At 59.7% G+C, this 19,606-nt stretch carries 22 protein-coding genes and 1 pseudogene; 8 read left to right on the top strand and 15 right to left on the bottom strand.

From position 1 onward, the window contains the following. Nucleotides 1–59: 59 nt before the first annotated feature. From PH552_RS33850 to PH552_RS32605, 13 genes are all read right to left on the bottom strand, one after another. The gene (locus PH552_RS33850; protein ID WP_113251677.1) at nucleotides 60–419 is read right to left on the bottom strand and encodes an aldehyde dehydrogenase family protein; all 360 of its coding nucleotides are present in this window, start codon (nucleotides 417–419) and stop codon (nucleotides 60–62) included. A gap of 11 nt (nucleotides 420–430) precedes the next feature. Beyond that, nucleotides 431–1,510 carry an ABC transporter ATP-binding protein gene (locus PH552_RS32660; protein WP_113251676.1) on the bottom strand — a complete coding sequence of 360 codons (1,080 nt, stop codon included), beginning with the start codon at nucleotides 1,508–1,510 and terminating at the stop codon, nucleotides 431–433. After that, nucleotides 1,507–2,307, bottom strand: a complete 801-nt coding sequence (locus PH552_RS32655; protein ID WP_113251675.1) for an ABC transporter permease — start codon at nucleotides 2,305–2,307, stop codon at nucleotides 1,507–1,509. Before PH552_RS32655 ends, PH552_RS32660 begins: the two co-directional genes overlap by 4 nt. A gap of 1 nt (nucleotide 2,308) precedes the next feature. Then, entirely contained in the window at nucleotides 2,309–3,181 is an 873-nt protein-coding gene (locus PH552_RS32650; protein ID WP_113251674.1) for an ABC transporter permease, read from the bottom strand. A 114-nt stretch (nucleotides 3,182–3,295) separates the two neighbouring features. Then, nucleotides 3,296–4,306: an ABC transporter substrate-binding protein gene (locus PH552_RS32645; RefSeq protein ID WP_112340135.1), complete on the bottom strand. Its 1,011-nt coding sequence runs from the start codon at nucleotides 4,304–4,306 to the stop codon at nucleotides 3,296–3,298. 54 nt (nucleotides 4,307–4,360) lie between these two features. After that, a complete protein-coding gene (locus PH552_RS32640) occupies nucleotides 4,361–4,675 on the bottom strand; it encodes an NIPSNAP family protein (RefSeq protein ID WP_113251673.1) in 315 nt (104 codons plus the stop codon). A gap of 4 nt (nucleotides 4,676–4,679) precedes the next feature. Next, complete coding sequence (locus tag PH552_RS32635; protein WP_113251672.1) at nucleotides 4,680–6,143, bottom strand: aldehyde dehydrogenase; 1,464 nt, start codon at nucleotides 6,141–6,143, stop codon at nucleotides 4,680–4,682. A 5-nt stretch (nucleotides 6,144–6,148) separates the two neighbouring features. Further along, nucleotides 6,149–7,189: an LLM class flavin-dependent oxidoreductase gene (locus PH552_RS32630; RefSeq protein WP_113251671.1), complete on the bottom strand. Its 1,041-nt coding sequence runs from the start codon at nucleotides 7,187–7,189 to the stop codon at nucleotides 6,149–6,151. Then, complete coding sequence (locus PH552_RS32625; RefSeq protein ID WP_112340131.1) at nucleotides 7,186–8,121, bottom strand: flavin reductase family protein; 936 nt, start codon at nucleotides 8,119–8,121, stop codon at nucleotides 7,186–7,188. Before PH552_RS32625 ends, PH552_RS32630 begins: the two co-directional genes overlap by 4 nt. Beyond that, nucleotides 8,118–8,954: an alpha/beta fold hydrolase gene (locus PH552_RS32620; RefSeq protein ID WP_432421974.1), complete on the bottom strand. Its 837-nt coding sequence runs from the start codon at nucleotides 8,952–8,954 to the stop codon at nucleotides 8,118–8,120. Before PH552_RS32620 ends, PH552_RS32625 begins: the two co-directional genes overlap by 4 nt. 25 nt (nucleotides 8,955–8,979) lie before the next feature. After that, nucleotides 8,980–9,582, bottom strand: coding sequence for an amino acid synthesis family protein (locus PH552_RS32615; protein ID WP_112340129.1), 603 nt, complete (start codon nucleotides 9,580–9,582; stop codon nucleotides 8,980–8,982). Between the two features lie 341 nt (nucleotides 9,583–9,923). Beyond that, the gene (locus PH552_RS32610; RefSeq protein WP_112340128.1) at nucleotides 9,924–10,835 is read right to left on the bottom strand and encodes an agmatinase; all 912 of its coding nucleotides are present in this window, start codon (nucleotides 10,833–10,835) and stop codon (nucleotides 9,924–9,926) included. A 53-nt stretch (nucleotides 10,836–10,888) separates the two neighbouring features. Further along, nucleotides 10,889–11,584, bottom strand: coding sequence for a GntR family transcriptional regulator (locus PH552_RS32605; protein ID WP_112340127.1), 696 nt, complete (start codon nucleotides 11,582–11,584; stop codon nucleotides 10,889–10,891). A gap of 119 nt (nucleotides 11,585–11,703) precedes the next feature. On the opposite strand from PH552_RS32605, the gene PH552_RS33800 reads away from it, so the two are divergent. Further along, nucleotides 11,704–11,916, top strand: coding sequence for a hypothetical protein (locus PH552_RS33800; protein WP_183765720.1), 213 nt, complete (start codon nucleotides 11,704–11,706; stop codon nucleotides 11,914–11,916). Here the strand turns inward: PH552_RS33800 and PH552_RS32595 are convergent. Next, a complete protein-coding gene (locus tag PH552_RS32595) occupies nucleotides 11,907–12,152 on the bottom strand; it encodes a CopG family ribbon-helix-helix protein (RefSeq protein WP_285166647.1) in 246 nt (81 codons plus the stop codon). The genes PH552_RS33800 and PH552_RS32595 overlap by 10 nt on opposite strands. A gap of 309 nt (nucleotides 12,153–12,461) precedes the next feature. Beyond that, nucleotides 12,462–13,166, bottom strand: a pseudogene (locus PH552_RS32590) (IS6 family transposase). A gap of 268 nt (nucleotides 13,167–13,434) precedes the next feature. Here PH552_RS32590 and PH552_RS32585 point away from each other — a divergent pair. The 7 genes from PH552_RS32585 to PH552_RS32555 all read left to right on the top strand — a co-directional run. Beyond that, the gene (locus PH552_RS32585) at nucleotides 13,435–14,439 is read left to right on the top strand and encodes a LacI family DNA-binding transcriptional regulator (protein WP_112340125.1); all 1,005 of its coding nucleotides are present in this window, start codon (nucleotides 13,435–13,437) and stop codon (nucleotides 14,437–14,439) included. A gap of 87 nt (nucleotides 14,440–14,526) precedes the next feature. Continuing rightward, nucleotides 14,527–15,318: a 3-methyl-2-oxobutanoate hydroxymethyltransferase gene (locus PH552_RS32580; RefSeq protein ID WP_113251667.1), complete on the top strand. Its 792-nt coding sequence runs from the start codon at nucleotides 14,527–14,529 to the stop codon at nucleotides 15,316–15,318. Between the two features lie 11 nt (nucleotides 15,319–15,329). Then, nucleotides 15,330–16,343, top strand: a complete 1,014-nt coding sequence (locus PH552_RS32575; protein WP_112340123.1) for a sterol desaturase family protein — start codon at nucleotides 15,330–15,332, stop codon at nucleotides 16,341–16,343. A 10-nt stretch (nucleotides 16,344–16,353) separates the two neighbouring features. Continuing rightward, nucleotides 16,354–16,671, top strand: coding sequence for a MocE family 2Fe-2S type ferredoxin (locus PH552_RS32570; RefSeq protein WP_112340190.1), 318 nt, complete (start codon nucleotides 16,354–16,356; stop codon nucleotides 16,669–16,671). 52 nt (nucleotides 16,672–16,723) lie between these two features. Next, on the top strand, nucleotides 16,724–17,950 hold the full coding sequence (locus PH552_RS32565; RefSeq protein WP_112340122.1) for an NAD(P)/FAD-dependent oxidoreductase: 1,227 nt from the start codon (nucleotides 16,724–16,726) through the stop codon (nucleotides 17,948–17,950). Between the two features lie 65 nt (nucleotides 17,951–18,015). Beyond that, nucleotides 18,016–18,900, top strand: coding sequence for a formyltetrahydrofolate deformylase (gene purU / locus PH552_RS32560; RefSeq protein WP_285166645.1), 885 nt, complete (start codon nucleotides 18,016–18,018; stop codon nucleotides 18,898–18,900). Between the two features lie 3 nt (nucleotides 18,901–18,903). Next, nucleotides 18,904–19,606 (top strand): tetrahydrofolate dehydrogenase/cyclohydrolase catalytic domain-containing protein (locus PH552_RS32555; protein WP_285166644.1); only part of this gene is annotated, 703 nt, incomplete at its 3' end.

Raw genomic sequence — 19,606 nt, 5'->3', positions numbered from 1 at the left:
CCTCTATGCGAGCTTCGTCAGCAAGCCAAAGGCTTGATCTAGCTGAAATTTTCTGCAGTTTATTGAAACTCTTTTTTCACTAATAAGTCTTCGATCCGATTTCGTATGTCACCGTTAGGTTCGATTTCCTTCAGCCGATTTAGGGCAGCTAAGGCTTCCTGAGGCCAGTCTCTTCGATCCCACTTTGGCCGAGGCCAAGGGTTTCCCTGCTCCAGCGTCGGGGTCGTCGCCAGATCGTCGCGATTTTCGATCATCAGGCAGTGCGATGCCTTGAGAATGGGCGCCCGTTCCCCGGCCGTCTTGCTCGCCTGAAGCTTCTTCGCAATGTCGGCCGATCTGATCGCCTCCTCCGTCTCCGCGGCGCCGAGATCGGGGACCGGGCATGACTGACGGAAAAGCGAGGGATCAGCGAGCTTCATATAACGACTTTTCAGCAGAACACGTGAGCAGCACCGGGATCGAATTCGAGATGAACGCTGTCGCCGCGGCTCAACTGCGAAATCGCCTCATGCCCAAACGGCAGGCGCACCGACAGGGCTTCGCCGGTCGCCATCTGCGTTGCCACATGCACGTTGTTGCCGAGGAAGGTGATGTCACTGACGGTGGCGCTAAGGCCTTTGCCCTCACTATTGCCGCGTCCCAGCCGAATGCGCTCAGGCCGCAGCATCAGCGCCGCCTTGCTGCCGGAAGCCGCGCGGCCATGCACGGGAATTTGCTCGAACACGGCTTGGCCACCGAGCGAGATCGTCGCCTGACCATTGCCCGACGACAACAGGACGCAGGAGATGAAATCGCTATCGCCGATGAATTCAGCGACAAAACGCGTGCGCGGATTGGCGTAAAGTTCCGGGCCGGTGCCGATCTGATCGATGACGCCCTTGGAGAAGACGGCGATGCGATCGGACAGGCGCAGCGCCTCCTCCTGATCGTGGGTTACATAGAGGACCGTCACCTCCGTCTGCTGATGGATGCGCCTGATCTCGTGCTGGATTTCCTCACGCAATTTCTTATCGAGCGCCGAGAGCGGCTCGTCCATCAGAAGCACCGGCGGATCGTAGGCGAGCGCCCTCGCCAGGGCGACACGCTGCTGCTGACCGCCCGACATCTGCGCCGGCTTCCGATCCTCGAAGCCTTCGAGCCGGACAAGGCGGAGCATTTCCCTGACCCGGCTGTCGACCTCTGCTTTGGATTTGCGGCGCACCTTCAACGGAAAGGCGATATTCTCTCCGACAGTCAAATGCGGAAATAGCGTATAGCGCTGGAATACCATGCCGATATTGCGCTTGTGCGATGGCGTCGACAGCAGTGTCTCGCCGTTCAGCAAGATATCGCCCTCGGTTGGGCTCTCGAAACCGGCGAGGATATAAAGCGTCGTGCTCTTGCCCGAGCCGGAGGGGCCGAGAAAGGTCAGGAACTCGCCGCGCTTGACCTCGAGATTGACGTCGTGGACTGCGACGACGGGACCATATTCCTTGCGGATGCCTTTGATCTTCAGGAAGGATTCGCTCATTTTTTTAGAACCTTGCGCACGGTCGCGGCCAGCGTCATCAACATGACCGTCAATAGGATGAGAAGAGTGGAGGCGGCAGCAACCACTGGCGTCAGGTCCTGCCGGAGTGTAGCCCAGACTTTGACGGGCAGCGTCTGCAGCGTCGGGCTTGCCATGAAGATCGCCACGACCACCTCATCCCAGGACGTGAGGAACGAGAAGACAGCAGCCGAGAACAATCCATGGCTGATGGCGGGTAGCGTGACCCTGATCTTCGCCTCGAACGGAGACGCGCCGCAAAGCACGGCGGCATCCTCGATCGACTTGTCAAAGCCTTCGAGCGCGCCAGCGATCGACAAGATGGAAAAGGGGAGCGCCAGAACAAGATGGGACAACACGAAGCCGACCAAGGTGCCGCCCAGCCCAATTCGCAGGAAGAAGGCGTAGAGAGCGACGGCGAAAACGACGACGGGAAGGATCATCGGCGTCAGGAAGAGAGCCTTCAGCGCATCGCGAAACATGAACTTCCCGCGCACCAGGCCGAAGGAGGTCACAAGACCGAGCAGCACCGAAAGCACGGTGACGATCGCAGCGATCTTGAAGCTCGTCCAGGCGGAAGCCAGCCATTGCGGATCGGAAAGCAGTTCTGCGTACCAGCGCCAGGTCCAGCCCGGCGGCGGAAAGATCAGCCATTGCGATGAACCGAACGACAAGGCTGCAATGAACAGGATCGGCAGAAGAAGAAAGGCCGCGGTCAGGACGGTGATGGCAAGCAGCACATATTTCCACCAGCCGAGACGATCGAAATTCAGCAGCATCTCAGCGTCCTCCCGTGCTCTGAACGCCGAAGAGCCGCAGCTGGACGGCATAAAGCGTCAAAGTGACGACGAGCAGGACGAAGGCCGCCGCGCCGCCCATGCCCCAATTGACGAGTGATTGCACGAACTGGGCGATGAGTTCGGCGAGCATCATGTTTGCGGTGCCCCCAAGCAGCGACGGCGTGACGTAGTAGCCGAGCGACATGACGAACACCATCAAGGCCCCCGCCATCATGCCGGGAGCGGCAAGCGGTATCAGAATGCGAGTGAGGCACTGCAGACGGCTGGCGCCACAGAGTGCTGCCGCCTGCAGCACGGCCGGATCGATCTTCTTGATGACGCCGTGGAGCGGCAGGATGATGAAGGGCAGCATAATATAGGTCATGCCGATCGTCACACCGGTCAGGTTGTTGACGAGGGCAAGCGGCTTGTCGATCAGGCCCATGCCGACGAGCATCTTGTTGATCAATCCCGTGCGCTGCAAAAGCACCATCCAGGCATACGTTCGCGCTAGCAGGTTGGTCCACATCGACAGCAGCAGGATCGCAAAGACGACGGAAGACCAGCGGGACGGCATGATCGCCAGCGTCCATGCGACAGGAAAACCGATCAGCAGCGACAAGACGGTCACGACACCCGACACGATGAATGTATTTCCGAAGATCTTCAGATAGGTCTCGGAGCCCAGCAATTCCGCGTAATTGCCAAAGTCGAATGCCGGCTCCATCACGCTGCGCAAAAGCAGCGCGATGACCGGAAAGATGAAAAAGATCGCGACGAAAGCGAGAGCCGGCGCCACCTGGGCAAATCCGGTAGGCCTTGCCGCCTTGCGCGCCGGTGCGGCCTCGTCCGCAACGTCTATGTATGTCGACATGGCAATCCTTTCCCATCATGGGCGCCAATGAGCAGCGATCGCTACTCGCGGGCCTGGACCTCGCATTGCCCCACCGCGGAGATTTTTCCGCGGTGGTCTGATCATCTCCGCCGCTTACTGCGCCTGCCAGGCGTACCACTTCTTGCCGATGGCATCCCGGTTCGCGGCCCAGTAATTCATGTCGGCATTGACCTGACTGGCGGTCTGCTGGTCGGGCAATGTCTTGGCTATCTCAGGGTCCATGAGTTTCGCCGCACCGAGGTTGGTCGGCGCATATCCGGTGGCCTTCGCCAGATCGGCCTGCGACTGTGCCGAGGTCGCGAGCGCGATGAACTTCATCGCCGTTTCGAGATTCGGCGCACCCTTCGGGATGACAAGGGAATCCGCTGCCGTGATGTTCTGGCTCCAGGAGGTCTCCGTCTTGACGCCGCTATTGGCAAGCGCGGTCATGCGGCCATTCCAGAGACTGCCGAAAGGCGCTTCGGCCGACGCCAGCAGCTGCTGCGATTGCGCGCCGCTCGACCACCAGACAATATCGGATTTGATCGTATCGAGCTTCTTGAAGGCACGATCGAGATCGAGCGGATAAAGCTTGTCGGCGGGAACGCCATCGGCCAAGAGCGCCGCTTCGATGACGCCCGGCGCGGACCATTTGTAGAAGGTCCGCTTGCCGGGGAATTTCTTCGTGTCAAAGAGATCAGCCCAGGTCTTCGGGCAGGCGCTGACCGCATCGGCGTTGCAGCCGATGACAAAGGAATAATAGAAGCTACCGACGGAGTAGTCGCTGACGAAACGCGGATCGAGCTTGGACTTGTCGATGACGGAAAAATCCAGCTTTTCGAGCAGACCGGCCTTGCCGGCCTGTGCGGCATAGTCGCCCTCGACATCGACGACGTCCCAGCTGACCTGACCGGCTTCGACCATCGCTTTCAGCTTGCCATAATCAGTCGGGCCGTCCTGCATGACGCCGATGTTGGTCTTTGCCGTGAACTGGTTGGCCCAGGCGACCTTCTGTGCATCCTGCGTCGTTCCTCCCCAGCTCGTAAAGACCATTGTCTCGGCCTTGGCGGGCATGGATGCTGCTATCATTGCGGCAAAGGCCGCGAGTGCAATTCTTGCTTTCATGTTCCCTTGTCCTTGTTTTTCAGTTTTTGGAGGCATGCCTTATGCGCCACCGGTTCATCGCAACGGGGAGAAACCGGCCGCCTTCATAATCTTGTTTTCCGCTTGGTCGATCAGGTCACGGATCTTCGGCAGGAAAGCCTGCCACTCGGGGTCTGCCGCCAGCCGCCCGCGCCGCGCTTCGCGATCGTCGAGGCTTGCATAGGCCCAGATGTGGACGATCTCGTTGATCGTGCCGATTTCCGAATAGAAGTAGCCGACGAGATTGCCGAGATGGGCCTTCTGGATGGCAATTCCTTCCTCCTCGACGACTTTCAGATATTGCGGGGTCGTGCCGTTCTTCAGCCGGTAGGTGCGGATCTCGTAGAACATCGGCCTACCTCATGACGAAGGGATCAGGGATCGGATCATCAGACGTGCGTAGCCAGATGGTCTTGGTACGCGTGTAATCGAGCGCGGCCGCAAGGCCGCCTTCCCTGCCATGGCCGGAAAGGCCGAAGCCGCCGAAGGGTGCGATCGGCGATACCGCGCGATAGGTGTTGACCCAGACGACGCCGGCGCGGATCCCCTTCATCAGGCGATGGGCACGTGTGAGGTTCTGGGTGAAGACACCGGATGCCAGGCCGTAGCGAGTGTCGTTTGCAAGCCTCAGCGCGTCTACTTCGGTCTTGAACGAGACAACCGACAGAACCGGCCCGAAGAATTCCTCGGCCAATGAAGGCGAGTTGACGTCATCGCAATCCAGAATCGTCGGCGGGAAGTAATAGCCGACGCCATCGGGCTTTTGACCCCCGGTCACGAGCCGGGCTCCGCTCTGGAGGGACGTCTCGACGAGGGTCGACACATGGTCCTGCTGCCTCTTGGTGGCGAGCGGGCCGATCTCGGTTGCCATGTCGAGCGGCGAACCGATGCGGATCGCCTCGGCCTTGCGCTTGAGGATCGAGAGAAACGCTTCCTTGACGCTCGCCTCGACGATCAGCCGAGAGCCGGCAACGCAGCTTTGACCGGTTGCCGCGAAAATGCCGGCGACCTGCGCATTGGCAGCACTTTCGAGATCGGCATCGGCAAAGACGATGAAGGGCGACTTTCCCCCGAGCTCCAACGATGTCGAGGCAAGGTTTTCGGCCGAGTTACGGATGACGTGGCGCGCGGTCTCCGGCCCGCCGGTAAAGGCGATATGCGCGACCTTTGGGTGCCGCCCAAGTGCCGCACCGCAGGAAGGTCCGAAGCCGGTGATGACGTTGACGACGCCGGCCGGAAAGCCGGCTTCGTGGACCAGGCGCGCGAATTCCAGCAAGGGCGCAGGGCCATCCTCCGACGCCTTGACGACCATCGTGCAGCCGGCGGCGAGCGCCGGGCCGATCTTGACAGCCGACAGGAAGAGCTGGCTGTTCCAGGGCACGACCATGGCAACGACGCCGACCGGCTCGCGGCGCAGCCAGACATCCATGTCCGGCTTGTCGATCGGCAGATACGAGCCCTCGATCTTGTCGGCGATGCCGGCATAGTAGCGATAATAGTCGGCGACGTAAGCGATTTGCGCCGAGGTCTCGCGGATGATCTTGCCGGTGTCGCGCGTCTCCAGTTCGGCAAGTTTCTGCGCATTGGCTGCCACAAGATCGGCGAGCCTGTAGAGGAGCTTGCCGCGCTGCGTCGCCGTCATCTTCGCCCAGGGACCATCGTAGAGCGCCTTCTCGGCGGCATTGACGGCGCGGTCGACATCAGCCTCGCGCGCCTCCGGCATATCTGCCCAGACGTCGCCGGTCGCGGGATCGATACTCTGGAAGCGGGCTTCCCCATCCAGAAATTCACCGTCGATATAATATTGGAAGCGCTGCATGGCGTTCACTCCGCAAATGCCGGCATGACGTCGGCGATGAAGCGTTCGAGCGAAGCCTTCTTGCGCTCGAACGACATGCCGGTGTCGATCCAGAAGGAATATTCGTCGTAGCCCATCGCCTGATAGGTCTTCAGCCGGGCAATCACGGTCGATGCATCGCCGACGACATTGTTGCTGCGCATGACCGCATCCGACAGCATGGCATTGGCGCGAATCTCCTCTTCGGGAATATGCTCGATCAGGCCCTGATGGACCGGCTTCTCGTGCTTGAACCAAGCGAAGAAGTAATTGTAGTAGACGCTGAGCTCATGGGCGGCCCTTGCAATGTCGTCGTCGGACGAGCCGACATAGGTATGCCGCAACAGCATGATCTTCGGGCGCTCGATGTCAGGGTTCTTGGCGCAGGCATCGTTGAAGCGACCCATCAGCGCTTCGACCTCGTCATCGCTCTGCCAAAGCGGCGTTACCTGGACATTGCAGCCATTGGCGACGGCAAATTCATGTGAATTCGGGTCGCGGGCAGCGACCCAGATCGGTGGGTTCGGCTCTTGCAGCGGCTTCGGCGCCGAAGTGGTCGACGGGAATTTGAAGAACTCGCCATCATGGGCGTAGTCCCCCTGCCAGATGCCTTTGACGGCAGGGATGAGCTCGCGCATACGCTGACCCGCACCCCAGGCATCAAGACCCGGCAGCAACCGTTCATATTCGAAGGAATAGGCGCCGCGGGCAATGCCGATATCGAGCCTGCCGTCGCAGATGATGTCGGCCATGGCCGCTTCGCCGGCAAGCTTGATCGGATGCCAGAAGGGCGCGATCACTGTTCCCGTGCCGAGCCTTGCCCGCGATGTCCGCCGCGCCAGATCGGCGATCGTCACGAAGGGATTCGGCGCGATGGTAAAATCCATCCCGTGATGCTCGCCCGTCCAGATCGCATGCATGCCGCCCTTGTCGGCGATCTCGCAGAGCGCGACGAATTCCTCATAGAGGCTCTTATGCGTCTGGCTCGCGTCGAGGCGCTCCATGTGAACGAAGAGAGAAAATTTCATGCCCGCACCGCCTTTCCGGAAACCGGTCGCACCATGCCGGAGGTCTCGTCGCCAAAATAGACCCCGAAATTGCCGATCTGGCTTTCCAGCGCGAATCGGGAGACGATATCGGCCGTGGAGCTGGTCTTGAAATGCGCAGTCTTGAGCGCATCCGGCTTGAGGAACCGGCCCTTGCGCGGCTCACCTTGTGAAGCAAAGGCCCGATAGACGATGTGATGCTTGCCATCGCTCCTGCCTTCATAGACGGAATAGAGAAAGCCAACGGTCACGGTAAGGCCGGTCAGCGTCTGTAAATACTGACCGAGAATATCGGCGGGGCTGCCCTCCCTGCCCTCGCAATTCGGAAGAGCCAGAACATCGTCCCCGAGCAGCAGGATCTCACCGTCGCGCTCGAGAACGGCACCCAGCTCGATATTGCCCTCCGCCGCAGCGGAGACCGCCTTGCTCGCCAGGATCGGCGTGAAATAGCCGCCACGGGCATAGCCCAGCCCATTGCGGCCGCTATTGTCGAACGAGACGATACGTCCCATCAGGACAACGTGATCGCCTGCTTCGATCACTTCGCTCATGGCACATTCGAACCAGGCGGCGACATCGGCGAGGATCGGACAGCCATACGCCCCGGAAGTCCACTCGACGGCGGCGAACCGGTTTTCAACGGGTCGGGCAAAGGTGTTGGAGACGGCCTTCTGCGTCTCCGAGAGCACATTGATGGCAAAGTGCTTCGCGCTCGTCATGGCCGCAAAATTACGCGAGGTCTTGGCGAGGCAAACAAGAAGAAGGGGCGGCTCAAGCGATACCGACGTGAAGGAATTCGCCGTAAAGCCGATCGGCAGACCAGCCTGATCGCGCGCGGTGACGACCGTCACGCCCGTCGGAAACGCGCCGAAGGCGTCGCGCAGCGCCCTTGGATCGAAATCTTGTGCCGTCATCTTGCGTCCTCCCCGCATGAAAGCCACTCGGCAAGCAGCTCATTGACGATATCTGGCGCGGTCAGGTTCACCATATGGCGGTGCCCTTCGACGATCCGTGCCCAGCCTTTGGGTGCCGCCGCGGCCATCTCCTCCGCCATCCGCGGCGTCGAGTTCGGATCGTCGGATCCCGTCAGGAACAAGGCCGGCGCCCCGACATCCGGCCAGCGATCGGCATAGGTCTCATCGCCACCGGCGAAAGCCGCATAGGCCGTGGCATAGGCTTTCGGATCGACAAGGCTCAACCAGTTCCGCGTGAGTTCCCGCGCGATTCCACTTCGAGCATCATCGCCGAACCAACGCAGCAGCGGGCCTTCCTTGTCGACACCTGAAATCGGTATCGCGGCTGCGCGTGCGAGCACGGCCGCCTTGGCCTCGGGATCGCGCCGATAGACGCCATTGAGATAGGCGACCCTCTTGATCCGCTCTCCGAAGCTTGCGGCCGCCCCTCCGGCAACGAGCGCGCCCATCGAATGGCCGGCGATATTGACCTCACTGAACGCCATCTCATCGAGAAAGCCGCCGAACCAGGCGACAAAGGCTTCCAGCTTGCTGCCCGGAGGCAAACCAACGCTTTCCCCATGACCCGGCATATCGACGGCGATGACGCGATGGCTTCTGGAAAAAGCCTCGATCTGTGGCGTCCAGGCTTCAAGCCGCATGCCGACACCATGGATCAGCACCAGCGGCTCGCCTTTGCCGACTTCATGATAGGCTGTGCCGCGCGCCGTGTGCTTGCGAGGCAAACCTCCCACATTCAGAAGATCGGCCTTGTTCTGATCCATCGTTTCCATCGCCGGCATCCAGATGCCCGATCTCTTAAACGCCGGCCGGATTGGAGACGTCCTGTCCCAGATCCTTAAGATCCTGATAGCGATCGCCGATGCGATGATGCGGCCGACCACCGATCGAGGCACCAAGCGCAATGACGATTTCGTCGGCGGCCGGTGCATCGGGTATCGACGTCTGGATTGTCAGGTAATGCGAGCGGCGACCTTCATCATTCTTGTCCATGAGCGGGATCATGATCGGCGCATTGGCCGGTCCGCGCGTGTTGCAGAAGGCGAGATAGGATTTGGCGCCGACGGCATGGCGATAATGATTGCCGAAGCGAAGAGTGTGGATCAGCGCGGATGCATGCTCGATCTCGCCGTCGAGACCGACGACGGCGGATTTGCCATAAGCTTCGACGGCCTCGCCCGATCCGACCGCATCGATGATCATCGTGGTGAGCAGTTCGCCGAGAACGGGTGCCGCGGCATGAATCTCGGGCTTCAGATCCGCGACGAAGCCGCGACCAGCCCAAGGGTTTTTGACGATCGCGCATGCCGAGAAGAGCTTCAACGGCGTGGCCGCCGCCCTGCCCCCTTCAACAAGCGTCGTTTCGATCTGCAGGACGGTTTTTCGGATCTGAAGGTTCATGGCTCGCTCTCATCTAAAATTACATATGATGGTATGCCATAATACATTGCTGTCAAGCGGCTTTGAACGAACGAACCCGAAAGTCGTGTCGATTTCAAAATTAAATCATATATAACAATGGCTTGGCGACACTCAGAACAGCGCTTGCGCAGGCGCTGCCTGTTCATTACACATCACCAGTTACCCATGGTCCGCTTTTGTATTAGTTATTATGGTCTACCATCACCTCGAACGCGAAAATGAGTCAATCCGCGTCGACGGCCAAACGACAATTTGATGAGGTCGAATACCGCCGACGGTGCGGTACGTTTTGAGCCAGGCTTCGGGGAAACCGATCGGGTTCAAACCTGCCGCACGATGGCGCCGATCGCGTTGACGAGAACACGCGCGGCGGTCACGGCCGACAGGCCATCGATGTCGGCGGGAGGATAAAACTCCACCAAATCGAAGCCGGCGATCCTTGCCCGCCTGCCAAGGCCGGCAATCAGGTCGATGACCTCGGTATAGATGAGGCCGCCGGGTGTCCGCGCCGCAACTCCCGGCATGATGCTGGGATCGATGCTGTCACAATCCAGGGTGACGACAACACGCGCTCCCTCCGGAATATGCCGGAGAGCCGCGGCCACTCCCTCAGCATGGATCTCGCGGGCGGTCACGAAACGGCTACCGTAACGCTGCGCGGCTTCGATCTCTTCGGGCCGGGCACTTCCGACACTGCGAAGGCCAACTTGCACCATCCCGGCGACATGCGGCATTTCGCTTGCCCGCCGCATCGGGCTCGAATAGCCGTAACGCTCGCCATGCAATTCATCGCGCCAGTCGACATGGGCATCGATCTGCAGGACCCAGACCGGTCCGTGATCGGCAAAGCCTGCGATAAACGGCATGGTGACGGAACAGTCGCCGCCGAGCAGGATCGGCACGGCCTGCAATGCCAGCACCTCGCGCGTCTTAGCCTCGATCCGGGCTCGGTTTCCGGCATTGTCATGCATGGTGGTTTCGATGTCGCCCGCATCGATGCAACTGGGCGGTCTGCCATCGAACAGCGGGCCGCCAAGATCGAAATCCCAGTGATCGATCAGCGCCGCGTCCGCCTGGCTTGCAGCACGGATGGTGCCGGCCGCCAGCGCATGGCCGCTGCTATCCTTGCCGGCATAGGTGCTGCCGTGACCGGCAGCGAAGATGACCGCGCGCGGTATGCGCCCCTCATCCAAACGATCTGGAAGGCCGAGAAAGGAAAGAGAGTTGGTCATTTCGCATCAGCCTCGACGATGTTTTTCCCGGAACACGGGTAGTGGCACGAAGATCAGTCGGCCGGTTGGCGATCGGAAAGCACGGCCTGGGCGATGGCACTGGCGCTTGCGACATGTTCCATCGCCGCCCGATAGGCGCCTTCGCCGTCACCGCGCCGGATAGCATCGACGATGCGCGCCATCTGTGCTGGCCCCTGAACGTCACGATCCCTGGTCTTGATCGTCATGGAACGCAGATGATTGATGCGCACCGTCAGTAGATTGACGACGCCCCATGCCACGTGGCGGTCGACGCTGCTGAACAGCGTCTGATAGAAAGAGGATGTGTGAGCAAGCACGCCGGCCATGTCCTTGCCGCGATAGCTCTGCCTTATGTCTTCGAGCGACTTGTCCAGGGCATCGGCGATCGCGGGATTGTTTTGCTCGGCGCAAAGCCGCGCCGCCATCCCTTCCAGTGCTGCGCGGATCTCGTAGATCTGTTTGGCTTCGTCGTGATTGAGCTGGGCGACGATCGGCCCCTTGTTCGGGAGATTGGCGACAAGGCCTTCGGATTCGAGATGGCGCAGAACCTCGCGAACGATGGTGCGGCTGACACCGAGCTGGGCACAGAGATCGCGCTCCACCAGCCGATCTCCCGGCCGGAAATAACCATTGACGATCGCTTCTCGTACCTTGTCGAGCGCAAGTTCACGCAGCGTCTTGGCCGGACGTTCCACGCGAATTGCAGTGCTAAGCCCATCGTCATTCATTTTCCAACCCTCGGCTTCGGATACCATAATATGGCGTACCAAAATCATCCATTCCCGCAATGAAGTCAATGCAGCAGAGCGCCCGACAGTCAGAGCAACGCTTGTTCGTGAATGCCTAAATGCTCCTTCAGCACCTTCTTATGGTCGACACCGATTACGAGATATCGCTGTTCTCCGGCCATTATCACGTGGTCGACGAAGCAGTGGAGGCAAACATCCGGCAATATGCGCGCAGCGGCATCCGGATTATCTTTCTGGATGTATGCGCCAATCTCAACAAGCGGTCGCAGCGCTCTCCTCGTGCAGCAAATATGCTTTTCGCTCATGATTGATGAGCAGACCTGGTGTATTTTCGTATAACTTTCGTCGTTTCTTCATCGGTCACGAATTCGCCTCGCTTGGCTTCAGCCAATCCGGCTTCGACTTCAGCAATTTGCCACTCTTCACGAGCAACATAATCCTCGATTTGCTGGGCTGCCATATCAGAGCGCGAGCGATCAAGCGTCTCCGCGATCTGGTCGTGTTTACTAGCCGTCTTGTCTGAAACACGCACGTTGAATGCGGCCATAACACCCACCCTTTCTTAGCTCAGTAAGATTATCTGTGAACCGTCAAGGTTCAGCATGAACTCACATCAAAGCGCCCGAGAGGGCTTACACAAAAAAACGCAAATGGCTTTGATTGGTCTTGAAGGGTTTTGAACCAGCGATCCGCGCGCTTAATGCGCTGAGCGATTGAAAACCCGATCTGTTGATTACGGTGCGTTGTTTGGAGCGTAATCCAGTTTATGGAACCAACAGTCGACATTACGAAGTTGTTTGAGGCTGGGTCGCTTGTCACCACGGGGCGAGTATTTTGCGCCCCCATTTTCAGCGATTTATTCGGCCCACAGGCTAAATGCGTCGATCCCAGTGCATGGCGGGTATGCAATGGAGGTGAGATCGTAGCGGTGAGGGCTGAAGATCGCATTGATTTGGTCAAGGGCCGACAGGAAGCGTTGCGCCTGACGAGGCGATTTGAACCACCCCATGATGTTGTCGCGTTTCGGGTCGACCGGTGTAAGTTTTCAATTCTGTTGTTCAGACCGTTATGCGCCTGATGATCGGCGTCCGCCGCCAAGATCTACACAGGCTTGGCGTAGCTGCCAAGCTTATCTGTCACGACGATGCGCGGCTCGCAAAATTGCCTGACCAGTCTGGAGAAGAGGCGCTCGTCTGCCTTGGTGGTGCGGCGCCGCTGAACCAAGATGTCGAGCACATCGCCGTCAGCATTGATCGCTCCTCAGAGCCAGAACTTCTGTCCGCCGATCGCAATCACGGCCTCATATATACGCCACTTGCCATCGGGCTTGCGGCTGTCCCTGCGAATGCGGGTGACAAAGTGGCGGCCAATGCGATTAATCTATACACAAACAGTTTTCCAGCTGACGATCACACCGCGTTCGGCAAGCAGGTCTTCTACATCCGCCATGCTCAGCAAAAAACCGGTGATCGTCCCACCCCATATGTTCAGCAATCTCACGCGGAAAGCGAAACCCCTTCAACCGCGGAAGAGGCTTGGAAACTTCATTGCGCCTCGGCACCTGATGCACCGGCTTCAACGAGCCGGGCAGTATCAGACGGATAAGTGCAATGTGATCCACTCTCGTTTATAGCTCGGCAAACGCCGAAGAAAGAAGAGCACCGCCATTACCGCCTTTCGAGACGTCCCGCTTGACCAGTGCCGCATCTCCCGTGACCATGTCAGAATAGAAAAGTGTTAAAGCACGAGATCGTTACCTCGCTTTGCTATATCACTCGTCCGTTATCCTGGATCAATCCGCCAGGTGGCCGCTGAGGTGGAATAAAAAAATGAAGCCAACATTCCAGAATATCGCGCGCCTCGCGGGTGTCGGAACGGCAACGGTCGAGCGGGTGCTGAACGGGCGCGGAGGAGTGCGTCCCGCCCTTGTGGAGAAGGTCACCGCCGCTGCACGTGCACTCGACTATCCGAAGCGGCTGCCGGATCTCCATCGCGGTATCGTGCGTATCGATGTCCTTCTCATGCGACCTGAGACGACGTTCTACTCCCGGCTCGCGCAGGCCTTCGGGCGAGGTGCCGCTTTGCTCGATTCAACGATTGCGGTGCATCGTACCTTCCTGGATGAGCAAGATTCACTCATGATTGCGGATTGGATCGCAAGACCTAAGGAAAAACGTGCCGGCCTAATTGTCGCTGCACCGGACCAATCGGAGGTCCGCGCCGCGCTTCGTTCGGTCGAGGCTGAAGGCGTTCCGGTCATCCAGATCGTCACGCGGGCAGAAAACGTCGAGGCTAACTATGTCGGGATCGACAACTACGCCGCCGGGCGAAGCGCTGGCCTATTTATCTCAAGAATGCAGCCGCACGACGGTACGGTCGTCGCGCTCTGTCACAGCCAGATATACCAGGTTCACCGCGATCGCATTCGCGGTTTCTCCGACTATTTCGCGGAGCGCCCGCGCGACGGAATGGAATTTGTCGCTGTTCTTTTTGGGCAGGACGAGGCCGTCCGCAGCGCAGAAATGCTGGTAGAGGCGCTCAACGTGTGGCCGGACCTAGTGGGCTTCTACAATGCGGGGGGCGCCAATTCCTCGCTCGCATCGGTCCTGCGCAAGCACCCACGCGGCCGGGACATCTTCTTCGTCGGCCATGAACTTACCGAGCGAAGTGCAACCGCCTTACGCGAAGGTGTCATGTCCGTGGTCCTGGACCAGGCGCCAGAGGCTCAGGCGCGCCGCGCGCTTGATCTGATGCTCGCCCGCCTCGGCCTTGTCAGCGAGCCCGTCGCCAACGATCCGATCCGGTTCGTTACAATCACTCGGGAAAATCTCTGATACCGCTTGATCTGATTTGATCAGAAAACTAGCGGCGGATGTTCCACCTCCATCCTATGATCGCCCCATAAATCGAGGGGAGATCTGATGACAAGACGCATCACGGTCCATGATCTGCAGAGCCAAAAAGGCTCGCGCAAGTGGCTTCAGCTGCATGTTGACAACGCTGAGGAAGCCGCCGCAGCGGTGGAGTGCGGGATCACCATCCTGTCCTGCGAACCGGATCACCATCTCGAAACCATTCGCTCGGCCGTGCCGTTCGCCTTCTTGTCGGTGGGCATGCCTCACGGTGCCGTTTCATCGCAGGAAGAAGCAATCCGTCTCGGTTTTCAGATGTTGAAGCGTGGTGCAGACTCCGTCTATTGTTCGCATTCTCCCTATTTCATCGAGGCGATGGCGCGGGAAGGCATACCGGTTACCGGTCATGTCGGGCTCGTGCCAAACCGCGCCACATGGACAAATTTCCGAGCGATCGGCAGGACACCGGAGGAAGCGCTGCGTGTGCTACGCGCCGTGAAAGATCTCGAGAATGCAGGCGCCGCAGCGATCGAGGTCGAAGTGGTGCCAGTGCGCCTGGCCGACTATATCACCCGCAACACACCGATGATCACCATGGGGATGGGCTGCGGTTCGGCCTGCGACACGCAATATCTCTTCTCGTCGGACGTGCTTGGCACGCATGCGGACCACTATCCCCGTCATGCCAAACGATACGCCGATTTCGTCGCCCTCACGGCCGAGTTGCAGAGGAAACGCGTTGAAGCTTTCCGCGCCTTTGCTGCCGATGTCGCCAGCGGCGCCTACCCCGAAACGAAGCATCAGGTGGACATGGATGACACCGCCTTCGAACGCTTCTCCACTCTCGCCCAATCAATCTGACGGAGACCCCGATGGATGACCTCAGCTTTGGCAAACGTAACAAACGGGGCGATTGGGCTCCCGACGGACGGATTGAGACCGCCCCCGTCTTCACCCTTCCTCCGAAGCCGGTGGCCTTCCTGAAATGGCTGCCACACTATTTCTTACCGTGGAACGTGCTCTTCGCCGCCTCCGCTGTTGCCTATTGGCATTTCATCGTGCCGGAAGCGGAGGTCCTGAAAACCTTCCACATTGCGTGGATCCTGCGGCTCTTTCTCGTCAACTGCGTTGCCGTTTTCCTGTTTTACGGTGCCTTTGAACTGCGCCTGTATATCCTTCGCACCCAGGAAAACCGCTTCAAGTACAATGGCAAGTTTCCCGGCGACAGCAAGAACCCGGCCTTCCTCTTCGATAGCCAGAATGCCGACGGCATCATCCGGACCTTCGGCACGGCTCTTCCAATCTGGACGGCACTGGAGGTCGGTATCCTCTATGCCTTCGCCAACGGGCTCGTGCCATGGGTGTCCTTCGCCGCGAAGCCTTGGTACCTGTTCGGAATCGCGCTTGTCATGCCGATTTTCCATGAGGCGCATTTCTTCGCGATTCATCGGCTGATTCACTGGGGCCCGCTTTATCGCTGGATCCATTCCGTCCACCACAACTCGGTCAATCCGTCGCCCTGGTCATCGCTGTCGATGCACCCGGTGGAGCAACTGCTCTATTTTTCCTCCGCGCTGATCCACCTTGTCATTCCATCGAATCCCATTCTTGCGATCTATCAGTTGCACTATTCCGGCTTCGGGGCAGTCGTCGGCCATCTTGGTTTCGACAAGATCGAACTGGGCGCGGAGGCAGCGATCGACAGCCATGCCTATACCCATTACCTGCATCACAAGTTTTTCGAGGTGAACTACGGCGACGGCCTTGTACCTTTCGACAAGTGGTTCGGTACCTGGCACGACGGGACCAAGGAAAGCGATGCGCGGATGCAAGCACGATATGAAAAGCGTAAGGCCCGCGCCAATGCGGCAAGCGCCGCAAAGTAACGAGGACATCATGACTAGCTGGATTCCCGCCTGCCGCCTCGACGATATCGAACAGGAAGGAGCGCGCCGCTTCGACCACTCCGGCCGAACCTATGCGCTCTATCGCTCCCCGGACGACGAGGTCTTCTGCACCGATGGGCTGTGCACTCATGAGGCTATTCACCTCGCCGATGGACTCGTCATGGACTACGAGATCGAATGCCCCAAGCATTCCGGCATTTTCGACTACCGCACAGGCGAGGCCAAGCGCCTGCCAGTATGCAAGAACCTCAACGTATACGCCGCGCGCATCGAGGATGGAACGGTGCTGGTCGAACTGCCGGGCTGAGGCATCCGGTCGGAACACGTTTTACTTTCTCTCTCTCACGCGAGGCTTGGTCATGTCCTCTTTTGTCATCGTAGGCGCCGGGGAGTGCGGCGCACGCGCAGCCTTTGCGCTGCGTGAACGGGGTTTCGACGGCACTGTCACACTTGTCGGTACCGAACCGCTCTTGCCCTATGAGCGGCCACCACTCTCTAAAGATGCCATCGTCGCGGGTGCCCAGCCGACTTTCGTTGCCGATGCCGCTCGCTTCGAGGCGGAGCGCATCCGCATAGTCACCGGCGTATCGGTGACCGCAATCGACCGGAACGGAAGAAATGTAGCGCTTTCGAACGGCTCCCGACGTCCGTACGACAAGCTTCTTCTGGCAACTGGCGCCAGTGCGCGAGAACTACCAGGGATGCCGTGTTCGAACGGCCGCATCCGCGTCCTGCGCAGCTATGGCGATGCCTCCGCCATCCGCCCGCACATGGCCGAAGGCAACCATATCGCGATCATCGGCGGCGGTTTCATCGGCTTGGAGCTTGCTGCTAGCGCCCGAAAACTGGGCGCTAGCGTCACGCTTCTCGAAAGCCTACCGCGCGTTCTTACCCGCGGCGTCCCAGCCGAAATCGCCGAGGTGGTCTGCAAGCGCCATCGCGACGCGGGCGTGGACCTTCTCTTGGGTATCAAAATAGCCGCGATCGATGAACGACCGAGTGACGTGCGCATCTCGTTGGAAGGAGGCCGGGTGATTGCGGCCAACCTTTTGGTCCTCGGTATCGGCTCGATTCCGAATGTGGCGCTCGCCGATGCAGCCGGCCTTGTCATCGACAACGGTATCGCGGTCGATCAGCATATGCAAACAAGCGATCCCGATATCTTCGCGGCCGGGGACTGTTGCTCCTTTCCGATCGGCCACTACGGTGGTCGGCGTATCCGGCTAGAGTCCTGGCGCAATGCGCATGAGCAGGGCGCGCTTGCCGCCGCCAACATGATGGGCGCACAAGAAACCAGCGCCGCTGTGCCGTGGTTCTGGTCGGACCAGTACGACCTGACGCTGCAGATCGCGGGGCTTGCCGAGGGGGCTGTAACGGCGGTTCGACGTGATCTGTCGACTGAGGCATTCATCCTCTTCCATCTTGGCGCCGATGGCCGCTTGCTTGCCGCGAGCGGCATCGGACCGGGCAACGCGATCGCTCGCGATATCCGGCTCGCCGAGATGATGATCGCCGCTGGACGCCATCCCGATCCGGCAGCGCTTGCCGCACCGGAGATCAAGCTGAAACAACTGCTCGCCGCCTGATCTCCCTCATCTCGTCAATATCAACTCGAATAGACCGCTCGATGGCGGTTCGACAGAGGATTGTCATGACCACCCATGTGCTCACAGTATCCTGCCAATCGACGCGTGGGATCGTTGCGGCGATCTCGAACTATCTGGCCGAGCAGGGCTGCAACATCGTCGATTCCAGCCAGTTCGACGATCTCGATACCGGCAAGTTCTTCATGCGCGTCTCCTTCATCTCCGAGGAAGGGGTGGGCGGACCGGCGCTTGCCGAAGGCTTCAGGCCGATCGCCGAGAAGTTCGCCATGGATGCGGAGATCCACGATGCCAAGAAGCGCATGAAGGTGCTGCTCATGGTCTCGCGCTTCGGCCATTGCTTGAACGACCTGCTCTATCGCTGGAAGATCGGCGCGCTGCCGATCGACATCGTCGGCGTCGTGTCCAACCACTTTGATTACCAGAAAGTGGTCGTCAATCACGACATCCCCTTCCACCACATCAAGGTGACGAAGGACAACAAGCCGCAGGCCGAAGCCCAGCTTTTGGAACTGGTCGAGCAGACCGGCACCGAGCTCGTGGTGCTGGCCCGCTACATGCAGGTTCTGTCGGATGCTCTGTGCCGGAAGATGTCGGGCCGCATCATCAACATCCACCATTCCTTCCTGCCGTCCTTCAAGGGGGCCAACCCCTACAAGCAGGCCTATGAGCGCGGCGTGAAGCTGATCGGGGCGACGGCGCATTATGTGACGGCCGATCTCGACGAGGGTCCGATCATCGAGCAGGACACGGCGCGCATCACGCATGCGCAGTCGGCCGAGGATTATGTCTCGATCGGCCGCGATGTGGAGAGCCAGGTGCTGGCGCGCGCCATCCATGCCCATATCCACTTCCGCACCTTCCTCAACGGCAACCGCACCGTCGTCTTCCCGGCAAGCCCGGGCTCCTATGCCTCCGAGCGCATGGGGTAAGCGATGGCGCTCGCAACGGTGATCGACGGGAAACAAGCGGCCGCTTCGGTGATCGAGGCCGTGAAGGCTGCGGCGGCTGGACTTGAAGCGGAGGCCGGTGTGAAGACCGGGCTTGCGGTCGTCATCGTCGGCGACGATCCGGCCAGCCACGCCTATGTGAACTCCAAGAGCAAGATGGCGAAGGAATGCGGCTTCAAGTCGGTCCAGCACACGCTGCCGGCCGAGACGACGCAGGAAGCGCTTGCTAGTCTGGTTTCCTCCCTGAACGACGATCCGTCCATCCACGGCATCCTGGTGCAGCTGCCGCTGCCGAAGCATCTTGATTCGGATGACATCATTCAGTCGATCAAGCCGGAGAAGGATGTCGATGGCCTGCATGTGGTCAATGCCGGCAAGCTGGCGACCGGTGATCTCGAAACCGGGCTGATCTCGTGCACGCCGGCCGGCGCCATGCTGCTGGTGCGTTCGATCCACGGCGAGGACCTGTCGGGTCTCAATGCCGTCGTCATCGGCCGCTCCAACCTGTTCGGCAAGCCGATGGCGCAATTGCTGCTTTCTGCCAATGCGACGGTCACGACGGCGCATTCGCGCACGAAGGATCTGGCTTCGGTCGCGAGGGGTGCCGATATTCTGGTGGCGGCCGTCGGCCGTCCGGAGATGGTCAAGGCCGACTGGATCAAGCCCGGCGCCACCGTCATCGATGTCG

Origin of the sequence: Rhizobium aureum (genome assembly GCF_030182495.1) — a bacterium.
GTDB lineage: Bacteria > Pseudomonadota > Alphaproteobacteria > Rhizobiales > Rhizobiaceae > Rhizobium > Rhizobium tropici_C.
The sequence above is the reverse complement of the archived record's forward strand: the minus strand, read 5'-3'. Positions and strand labels throughout refer to the sequence as shown.

Bases quoted from the DNA above. Each gene is read 5' to 3' on its own strand.
- PH552_RS33850 (WP_113251677.1), bottom strand. From the start codon at position 419: ATGAAGCTCGCTGATCCCTCGCTTTTCCGTCAGTCATGCCCGGTCCCC.
- PH552_RS32660 (WP_113251676.1), bottom strand. From the start codon at position 1,510: ATGAGCGAATCCTTCCTGAAGATCAAAGGCATCCGCAAGGAATATGGT.
- PH552_RS32655 (WP_113251675.1), bottom strand. From the start codon at position 2,307: ATGCTGCTGAATTTCGATCGTCTCGGCTGGTGGAAATATGTGCTGCTT.
- PH552_RS32650 (WP_113251674.1), bottom strand. From the start codon at position 3,181: ATGTCGACATACATAGACGTTGCGGACGAGGCCGCACCGGCGCGCAAG.
- PH552_RS32645 (WP_112340135.1), bottom strand. From the start codon at position 4,306: ATGAAAGCAAGAATTGCACTCGCGGCCTTTGCCGCAATGATAGCAGCA.
- PH552_RS32640 (WP_113251673.1), bottom strand. From the start codon at position 4,675: ATGTTCTACGAGATCCGCACCTACCGGCTGAAGAACGGCACGACCCCG.
- PH552_RS32635 (WP_113251672.1), bottom strand. From the start codon at position 6,143: ATGCAGCGCTTCCAATATTATATCGACGGTGAATTTCTGGATGGGGAA.
- PH552_RS32630 (WP_113251671.1), bottom strand. From the start codon at position 7,189: ATGAAATTTTCTCTCTTCGTTCACATGGAGCGCCTCGACGCGAGCCAG.
- PH552_RS32625 (WP_112340131.1), bottom strand. From the start codon at position 8,121: ATGACGGCACAAGATTTCGATCCAAGGGCGCTGCGCGACGCCTTCGGC.
- PH552_RS32620 (WP_432421974.1), bottom strand. From the start codon at position 8,954: ATGGAAACGATGGATCAGAACAAGGCCGATCTTCTGAATGTGGGAGGT.
- PH552_RS32615 (WP_112340129.1), bottom strand. From the start codon at position 9,582: ATGAACCTTCAGATCCGAAAAACCGTCCTGCAGATCGAAACGACGCTT.
- PH552_RS32610 (WP_112340128.1), bottom strand. From the start codon at position 10,835: ATGACCAACTCTCTTTCCTTTCTCGGCCTTCCAGATCGTTTGGATGAG.
- PH552_RS32605 (WP_112340127.1), bottom strand. From the start codon at position 11,584: ATGAATGACGATGGGCTTAGCACTGCAATTCGCGTGGAACGTCCGGCC.
- PH552_RS33800 (WP_183765720.1), top strand. From the start codon at position 11,704: ATGCTCCTTCAGCACCTTCTTATGGTCGACACCGATTACGAGATATCG.
- PH552_RS32595 (WP_285166647.1), bottom strand. From the start codon at position 12,152: ATGGCCGCATTCAACGTGCGTGTTTCAGACAAGACGGCTAGTAAACAC.
- PH552_RS32585 (WP_112340125.1), top strand. From the start codon at position 13,435: ATGAAGCCAACATTCCAGAATATCGCGCGCCTCGCGGGTGTCGGAACG.
- PH552_RS32580 (WP_113251667.1), top strand. From the start codon at position 14,527: ATGACAAGACGCATCACGGTCCATGATCTGCAGAGCCAAAAAGGCTCG.
- PH552_RS32575 (WP_112340123.1), top strand. From the start codon at position 15,330: ATGGATGACCTCAGCTTTGGCAAACGTAACAAACGGGGCGATTGGGCT.
- PH552_RS32570 (WP_112340190.1), top strand. From the start codon at position 16,354: ATGACTAGCTGGATTCCCGCCTGCCGCCTCGACGATATCGAACAGGAA.
- PH552_RS32565 (WP_112340122.1), top strand. From the start codon at position 16,724: ATGTCCTCTTTTGTCATCGTAGGCGCCGGGGAGTGCGGCGCACGCGCA.
- purU (WP_285166645.1), top strand. From the start codon at position 18,016: ATGACCACCCATGTGCTCACAGTATCCTGCCAATCGACGCGTGGGATC.